Genomic DNA, 8785 nt, shown 5'->3' on the forward strand with positions numbered 1-8785 from the left:
AGGGAGGTAGGCTCCTTGATTGATGTCAATAAATTTGAGTTTATGAAAATTGGTTTAGCCTCACCGAATAAGATCCGTTCTTGGTCTTACGGTGAAGTGAAAAAACCAGAAACAATTAACTATCGTACACTAAAGCCTGAAAAGGACGGTCTTTTCTGTGAGCGAATTTTTGGGCCGACAAAAGATTGGGAATGTCATTGTGGAAAATACAAACGAGTTCGCTATAAAGGTGTCGTTTGTGACCGCTGTGGCGTTGAAGTTACAAAATCAAAAGTACGAAGAGAGCGCATGGGGCATATTGAGTTAGCTGCCCCTGTCTCTCACATTTGGTATTTCAAAGGAATTCCAAGCCGTATGGGTCTTGTGTTGGACCTATCTCCACGTGCTTTGGAAGAAATTATTTACTTTGCTTCTTATGTTGTCACAGAGCCAGGTGATACACCTCTCGAAAAGAAACAGTTGCTTTCAGAAAGAGAATATCGCACTTATTATGATAAGTACGGTAAGATCTTTAAGGCACAGATGGGTGCGGAAGCCATCCGTAAACTTCTTCAAGATATCGATCTGGAGAAGGAAGTTCATGACTTAAAAGAAGAGTTGAAAACAGCGCAAGGTCAAAGACGTACGAGAGCCATCAAGCGATTAGAAGTTCTTGAATCATTCCGTAATTCAGGAAACGATCCATCCTGGATGATTTTGGATGTCTTACCGATCATACCACCGGAACTACGTCCAATGGTTCAGTTGGATGGTGGCCGATTTGCGACGTCTGACTTAAACGATTTATACCGCCGGGTTATTAACCGGAACAACCGTTTGAAAAGATTGTTAGATCTTGGTGCTCCATCTATTATCGTTCAAAACGAAAAACGGATGCTCCAAGAATCGGTGGATGCCCTCGTTGATAATGGTCGTCGCGGTCGCCCGGTTACTGGACCAGGAAACCGTCCGTTAAAATCTCTCTCTCATATGTTGAAAGGGAAGCAAGGGCGTTTCCGTCAAAACTTGTTAGGTAAACGTGTTGACTATTCCGGACGTTCGGTAATCGTCGTTGGTCCGAACTTGAAGATGTATGAGTGTGGCTTGCCGAAAGAAATGGCGATTGAATTATTCAAACCATTTGTTATGCGTGAACTCGTCAAACGTGGGTTGGCTCACAACATTAAGTCAGCAAAACGAAACATTGAACGTTTACGTCCAGAGATCTGGGGCGTGTTAGAAGATGTAATCAAAGAACATCCGGTCCTATTGAACCGTGCACCGACACTGCACCGTTTAGGGATTCAAGCTTTTCAGCCGAAATTGGTTGATGGTCGTGCGATTCGATTGCACCCACTCGTTTGTACAGCTTATAACGCTGACTTTGATGGGGACCAAATGGCTGTTCACGTGCCGCTTTCACCGGAAGCACAAGCAGAAGCGAGAATTCTTATGCTTGCAGCGCACAACATCTTGAATCCAAAAGACGGAAAACCAGTCGTTACACCATCTCAAGACATGGTATTAGGAAACTACTACTTGACGCTTGAGAGAGAAAACGCACTTGGTGAAGGTTTTGTATTTGGTAATGCAGATGAAGCAAGACTCGCTTATGATAACGGGTATGTTCATTTACACAGCCGGATTGCAATTGATGCAGGTTCATTGAAGAACCCTAAGTTCACGGAAGAGCAAAACAAGAAGTTGTTGCTGACAACAGTCGGTAAAATAATTTTCAATGATATTTTGCCGCCGACGTTCCCTTACATGAATGAACCGACAAAATCGAATCTACATGATGGTCTTGAGGATCATCACTTTATCGGTAAAGATGCAAATGTAAAGGAAGCACTAGCAGAACGCGAACTGAACTTACCATTCAAAAAAGGTATTCTGGGAGATATCATCGCAGAAGTCTTTAAGTTTTATAAACTCTCTGAGACGTCTAAGATGCTTGACCGTATGAAAGACTTAGGCTTTAAGTATTCTACGAAAGCCGGACTTACCATTGGAGTTTCAGATATCGTTGTCCTGGCAGATAAAAATGAAATCTTGGATGAAGCACAAGGAAAAGTAGATAACGTACAAAAGCAGTTCAAGCGTGGTTTGATCACGGATGGCGAACGTTATGATCGCGTCATTCAAATTTGGACAGATGCCAAAGATGTCATTCAAGAAAAATTAATGAAGTCCTTGGAACCATTAAACCCGATCTTTATGATGAGTGATTCGGGTGCACGTGGTAACCCATCTAACTTCACGCAGCTCGCGGGTATGCGTGGTCTGATGGCTAACCCATCTGGACGAATTATCGAACTCCCGATCAAATCGAGCTTCCGTGAAGGACTAACGGTCTTGGAGTACTTTATTTCCACGCACGGTGCACGTAAAGGTCTTGCGGATACCGCGCTGAAAACAGCCGACTCTGGTTACTTGACACGTCGCTTAGTGGATGTTGCACAAGATGTAATCATTCGCGAAGAAGATTGTGGTACCGACCGTGGCATGACCGTTTCCACGATTCAGGAAGGAAACGAAGTCATTGTTCCTTTAGGAGATCGGTTAGTCGGAAGAACGGCGTTCAGAGCTGTGAAACACCCAGAGACGGGTGAGGTCATTGTTCAACGTAACGAATTGATCACTGAAGATATTTCCGCTGAAATTTTAGAAGCGGGCATCGAATCGGTAACAATCCGTTCTGTCTTCACATGTAACACACAGCATGGTGCTTGTAATAAGTGTTACGGACGGAATATGGCGACAGGTGACCAAGTGGATGTTGGTGAGGCAGTTGGTATCATTGCAGCTCAATCCATCGGTGAGCCAGGTACTCAGTTAACGATGCGTACCTTCCACACAGGTGGGGTTGCAGGTGACGATATCACACAAGGTTTACCGCGTATCCAAGAAGTATTTGAAGCGCGTAACCCGAAAGGTAAAGCGATCATCACAGAAATCAAGGGAACTGTAACGGATATTAATAGTGAAAAAGATAAAAAAGAAGTCATTGTACAAAACGATGTCGAAACAAAGACTTACACGACACCGTACAACGCACGCATCAAGGTAGAAGTTGGAGACGCCGTAGAATCTGGAGAGGCGTTGACGGAAGGTTCAATCGATCCGAAAGAATTGATTGTTGTCCAAGGCACACAAGGCGTACAGGAATACTTGCTCAAAGAAGTTCAAAAAGTATACCGTATGCAGGGTGTTGAAATCAGTGACAAGCATATTGAAGTCATGGTCCGTCAAATGCTTCGTAAAGTTCGAGTGAATGATGCCGGCGAAACAGAATTGCTTCCTGGTTCACTCATGGAAGTTAACCAATTCAAAGAAGCCAACCAAGAGGTGTTGTTGGAAGGTAAACAACCAGCAACAGCCAAACCAGTCATTCTTGGTATTACGAAAGCATCACTAGAAACGGATTCCTTCTTGTCTGCCGCATCTTTCCAAGAGACAACACGGATCTTGACAGATGCTGCGATCAAAGGTAAGTATGATGAATTGCTCGGACTGAAAGAGAACGTCATCATCGGTAAACTTGTCCCTGCAGGTACAGGACTACAGAGATACCGACGCTTAGAAGCTGAAAAAGATGAAGCTTTCCAAGAAACAGAAGAAGAAAACTTAGAAGAAGAAACACAAGAAATATAAAGTTTGAGGCACCTTGAAAAAGATTGAGGTTATCATTGACAACATTTTTAGACAGTGATAATATATTCAAGGTGCTTCATACTAATGTTGTTACTTTGGAGGATTACGAGAATGTCTTATGAAAAAGTAGCAGAAGCTAAAAATAGTTTAGTCATTGGAGCGAAACAAGTACAAAAAGCCATGAAAAATGGCGAAGTACAAGAGGTCGTTGTTGCAGAAAATGCTGAACGACGCGTAACAGATCATATACTGCTTACTGCTGACCAAATGAATGTACCCGTTGTGTTTGTCGACTCGATGAAACAATTGGGGAAAGCAAGCGGTATTGAAGTAGGCGCAGCTACAGTGGCAATCAAAAAATAAACTTTGCACGACCTATTCGTGTTAAGTTTTGTTTTTTGCTAAATGATGAACCACCTGGATGTGTGGGATTGCAAAACGAGATGAGAAGGGAGGAAACAACATGCCAACAATTAACCAATTGGTGCGTAAAGGACGTCAATCTAAAACAAAAGGATCCGATTCTCCGGCTCTAAATAAAGGTTTTAACTCGTTCAAGAAAAAGTTCACGGATAACAATGCTCCACAAAAACGTGGTGTATGTACACGTGTTGCTACAATGACTCCTAAAAAGCCAAACTCAGCACTTCGTAAATATGCACGTGTTCGTTTGTCTAACCAGATTGAAGTAACAGCTTACATTCCTGGAATTGGACACAACTTACAAGAACACAGTGTTGTGCTAATTCGCGGTGGCCGTGTAAAAGACTTGCCAGGTGTACGTTATCATATCGTACGTGGTGCGTTGGACACTGCCGGTGTTGAAGGACGTAAACAGAGTCGTTCCAAATATGGTGCGAAAAAAGCCAAAAAATAGGTAACCAAAATAAACACTGAGGAAAGGAGGAGTAGCTATGCCACGTAAAGGAGCCGTACCAAAAAGAGATGTGCTACCAGATCCGATTCATGAATCGAAGCTAGTAACACGTCTAATCAACCAAATCATGGTTCATGGTAAAAAAGGTGTTGCCCAGAAAATTCTTTATAATGCATTTGACCTTGTCGGTGAACGCACTGGTCAAAACCCAATGGACGTATTCGAAGAGGCAATGAAAAATGTCATGCCTGTTCTTGAAGTTCGTGCTAGACGTGTTGGTGGTTCTAACTACCAAGTACCAATGGAGGTTCGTCCAGAGCGTCGTCAAGCATTAGGTTTGCGTTTTATCGTAAACTATTCAAGACTTCGCGGTGAGAAAACCATGGAAGAGCGTCTTGCTAATGAAATCATGGATGCAGCCAACAATACAGGTGCAGCAGTGAAACGTCGTGAAGAAATGCATAAAATGGCTGAAGCCAACAAAGCATTCGCACACTATCGCTGGTAAAAATCATTTAATAAAAAAACATAGCAGTTATGCAGAAAGGAGAAATGATTATGCCAAGGGAGTTCTCCTTAGACAGATATCGTAATATCGGAATCATGGCACACATTGATGCCGGTAAAACTACTTGTACAGAAAGAATTCTTTTCTATACTGGTAGAATTCATAAACTCGGAGAAACTCACGAAGGTGCATCCCAAATGGACTGGATGGACCAGGAGCAGGAACGTGGAATCACGATTACCTCTGCTGCGACAACAGCTCAGTGGAATGACCATCGGATCAATATTATTGATACTCCAGGACACGTTGACTTTACAGTAGAAGTTGAACGTTCCCTACGTGTTCTTGATGGTGCAGTAGCACTGTTAGATGCACAGTCTGGAGTTGAGCCACAAACAGAAACCGTATGGCGCCAAGCAACAACTTATGGCGTACCGCGTGTTGTATTTATTAACAAAATGGATAAAGTGGGGGCTGACTTCCTTTATTCCGTAGGTACATTGAAAGAGAGATTGGGGGCAAATGCTCACCCAGTCCAGCTACCAATCGGTGCTGAAGACCAATTCGAAGGAATTATCGATTTGGTTGAGATGAAAGCTTATATCTATGAAGATGACCTAGGTACGAAAGCATCAAACACTGAAATTCCTGATGAATATAAAGAACAAGCGCAGGAATACCGCGATAGCCTAGTTGAAGCCATTTCAGAACTTGACGAAAACCTTATGGATAAATATTTGGAAGGTGAAGAAATCACCAAAGAAGAATTGAAAGCAGGAATTCGTCAAGCTACTGTAGACGTTGAATTCTATCCAGTATTTTGTGGATCAGCTTTTAAAAACAAAGGTGTTCAGCTTTTGCTAGATGGTGTAGTTGACTACTTGCCATCTCCATTGGATGTACCTCCAATCCAAGGTTTCGATAAGAAAACCGAGGAAACTGTTGAGCGTAAATCTGATGACAACGAGCCATTCTCAGCTTTGGCATTTAAAGTTATGACTGACCCTTATGTTGGTAAGTTGACATTCTTCCGTGTATACTCAGGAACATTGTCTAGTGGTTCATACGTTCAAAACACAATCAAAGATAAACGTGAACGTGTTGGACGTATCCTTCAGATGCACGCGAACCACAGAGAAGAAGTCGATACCGTTTATGCAGGAGATATCGCTGCAGGTGTAGGTTTGAAAGATACTGGTACAGGTGAAACACTATGTGCTGAGAAAAGTGAAGTTATCTTGGAATCAATGGACTTCCCTGATCCAGTTATCGGTGTAGCCATTGAACCAAAATCAAAATCCGACCAAGATAAAATGGGTATCGCTCTAGCGAAACTTGCTGAAGAAGATCCAACGTTCAAAACGGAAACAAATGATGAAACTGGACAAACAATCATTCACGGTATGGGTGAACTTCACCTAGATATCATCGTTGATCGTTTGAAACGTGAATTCAAAGTTGATGCACAAGTTGGTGCACCACAAGTTGCTTACCGTGAAACGTTCCGTGCTTCTGCAAATGCTGAAGGTAAGTTCGTACGTCAGTCTGGTGGACGTGGACAGTTCGGTCACGTTTGGATTAAATTCGAACCAAACGAAGAAGGAGCTGGCTTCGAATTCGTCAACAATATTGTTGGTGGGGTTGTTCCTCGTGAATATATCCCCGCTGTTCAAGCCGGAATCGAAGAATCATTGGAAAACGGTGTACTTGCCGGATATCCATTAGTCGATGTGAAAGCAACACTATACGATGGTTCTTACCACGATGTTGACTCGAACGAAACTGCCTTTAAAGTAGCGGCATCAATGGCTCTTAAAGAAGCTAAAAACAAATGTCAGCCAGTTCTATTGGAACCAATGATGAAAGTAGAAGTTGTAGTTCCTGAAGAATATATGGGCGACATCATGGGTGATGTTACTTCCCGTCGTGGCCGAGTAGAAGGAATGGGTAGCCGCGGAAACGCATCTGTCGTTAACGCATTCGTCCCACTTGCTGAAATGTTCGGTTACGCAACAGCACTTCGTTCAAACACGCAAGGACGTGGAACGTTCACTATGTACTTCGATCACTATGAAGAAGTTCCAAAATCGATTTCTGAAGAGATCATTAAGAAAAATAGTGGACAATAATTGATTTTTATCATTAAATCACTTATAAAAGTATTGTAAGTTGTTGTCTTTTGGTATAATGCCAAAAGGCAACCTGACAATATAAATATAAAAAACTTTTATTTCATTTAAGGAGGAAATATAAATGGCTAAAGAAAAATTCGACCGCTCCAAGCCCCATGTGAACATTGGTACTCTTGGACACGTTGACCACGGAAAAACTACTCTAACAGCAGCAATCACTACTGTACTTCATAAGCATTTCGGTGAAGGTTCTGCAATGGCTTATGACCAAATCGACGGTGCTCCAGAAGAAAAAGAACGTGGAATCACAATCGCGACTTCTCACGTTGAATATGAAACTGCAAACCGTCACTATGCACACGTTGACTGCCCAGGACACGCTGACTATGTTAAAAACATGATCACTGGTGCTGCTCAAATGGATGGTGCGATCCTAGTTGTATCTGCAGCTGATGGTCCAATGCCACAAACTCGTGAGCACATCTTGCTTTCTCGCCAAGTTGGCGTACCAGCATTCGTTGTATTCTTGAACAAAACTGACCAAGTTGACGACGAAGAGCTACTAGAACTAGTTGAAATGGAAGTTCGCGACCTACTAAGCGACTATGACTTCCCTGGTGACGACATTCCAGTTGCTCAAGGTTCTGCTCTTAAAGCACTAGAAGGTGACGAAGAGCACGAAAAAGCAATCCTTGACCTTATGGAAAAAGTAGACGACTACATTCCAAACCCAGAGCGTGACACTGACAAACCATTCATGATGCCTGTTGAGGACGTATTCTCAATTACTGGCCGTGGTACAGTTGCGACTGGTCGTGTAGAGCGTGGTCAAGTATCTGTTGGTGACGAAGTTGAAATCATCGGTCTTGCCGAAGAAGCTTCTAAAACAACAATCACTGGAGTTGAAATGTTCCGTAAGCTTCTAGACTATGCTGAAGCTGGAGACAACATCGGTGCGCTTCTACGTGGTGTATCCCGTGAAGAAATCAACCGTGGCCAAGTACTAGCTAAGCCTGGTTCAATCACTCCACACACAAACTTCAAAGCTGAAGTTTATGTTCTATCAAAAGACGAAGGTGGTCGTCATACACCATTCTTCTCTAACTACCGTCCACAGTTCTACTTCCGTACAACTGACGTGACTGGTGTTATCCAATTGCCAGAAGGCGTTGAAATGGTAATGCCTGGTGACAACGTTGAAATGGACGTTGAACTAATCTCCCCAATCGCGATTGAAGAAGGAACTAAATTCTCAATCCGTGAAGGTGGACGTACAGTAGGCGCTGGCGTTGTAGCGTCTATCCAAAAATAATAATTGTATATGTTACAAACACCGCTGATCCAGTTGATGGATGAGCGGTGTTTTTTTATCTTTCAATAGATAGAAGACTCCATACTCTAAAACACGAAAACGTTTTAGGAGTAGTTCAAGCTACAGTTCTCAGAAAGAAGAAAGATTGATCGCGAAGTTCTTATATAGGTTCTATACCCTCGAACGAGCCAGAAATGACCCCGGAAAGTCCTATAGGAGGGTTCTATACCCTCGAACTAGTCAGAAAAAAAGTCGGAAAGTCCTATAGGAGGGCTCTATACCCCCGAGCGAGCCAGAAATGACCCCGGAAAGTCCTATAGGAG

At 42.8% G+C, this 8785-nt stretch carries 6 protein-coding genes; all 6 read left to right on the forward strand.

Annotated elements, in window-relative coordinates; genetic code table 11:
* Window positions 1-15 precede the first annotated feature (15 nt).
* The 6 genes from rpoC to tuf all read left to right on the forward strand — a co-directional run bounded on the left by rpoC (window position 16) and on the right by tuf (window position 8462).
* Window positions 16-3633 (forward strand): DNA-directed RNA polymerase subunit beta', encoded by a 3618-nt coding sequence (gene rpoC, locus FPQ10_RS11285; protein WP_144163609.1) that lies wholly within the window; start codon window positions 16-18, stop codon window positions 3631-3633.
* Window positions 3634-3744: 111 nt separating this feature from the next.
* Window positions 3745-3996, forward strand: a complete 252-nt coding sequence (locus FPQ10_RS11290) for a ribosomal L7Ae/L30e/S12e/Gadd45 family protein (protein ID WP_144163610.1) — start codon at window positions 3745-3747, stop codon at window positions 3994-3996.
* Window positions 3997-4096: 100 nt separating this feature from the next.
* Window positions 4097-4510: a 30S ribosomal protein S12 gene (gene rpsL / locus FPQ10_RS11295; protein WP_144163611.1), complete on the forward strand. Its 414-nt coding sequence runs from the start codon at window positions 4097-4099 to the stop codon at window positions 4508-4510.
* A 37-nt stretch (window positions 4511-4547) separates the two neighbouring features.
* Window positions 4548-5018 carry a 30S ribosomal protein S7 gene (gene rpsG / locus FPQ10_RS11300; protein ID WP_144163612.1) on the forward strand — a complete coding sequence of 157 codons (471 nt, stop codon included), beginning with the start codon at window positions 4548-4550 and terminating at the stop codon, window positions 5016-5018.
* 50 nt (window positions 5019-5068) lie between these two features.
* Window positions 5069-7147, forward strand: coding sequence for an elongation factor G (gene fusA, locus FPQ10_RS11305; protein ID WP_144163613.1), 2079 nt, complete (start codon window positions 5069-5071; stop codon window positions 7145-7147).
* 124 nt (window positions 7148-7271) lie between these two features.
* Complete coding sequence (gene tuf, locus FPQ10_RS11310; RefSeq protein ID WP_144163614.1) at window positions 7272-8462, forward strand: elongation factor Tu; 1191 nt, start codon at window positions 7272-7274, stop codon at window positions 8460-8462.
* Window positions 8463-8785 lie beyond the last annotated feature (323 nt).

Source organism: Allobacillus sp. SKP2-8, assembly GCF_007559355.1.
Lineage (GTDB): Bacteria > Bacillota > Bacilli > Bacillales > Alkalibacillaceae > Allobacillus > Allobacillus halotolerans.

What these genes read in the sequence shown, in the direction of transcription:
- fusA (WP_144163613.1), top strand. Translation starts at nt 5,069, where the DNA reads ATGCCAAGGGAGTTCTCCTTAGACAGATATCGTAATATCGGAATCATG.
- FPQ10_RS11290 (WP_144163610.1), top strand. Translation starts at nt 3,745, where the DNA reads ATGTCTTATGAAAAAGTAGCAGAAGCTAAAAATAGTTTAGTCATTGGA.
- tuf (WP_144163614.1), top strand. Translation starts at nt 7,272, where the DNA reads ATGGCTAAAGAAAAATTCGACCGCTCCAAGCCCCATGTGAACATTGGT.
- rpsG (WP_144163612.1), top strand. Translation starts at nt 4,548, where the DNA reads ATGCCACGTAAAGGAGCCGTACCAAAAAGAGATGTGCTACCAGATCCG.
- rpsL (WP_144163611.1), top strand. Translation starts at nt 4,097, where the DNA reads ATGCCAACAATTAACCAATTGGTGCGTAAAGGACGTCAATCTAAAACA.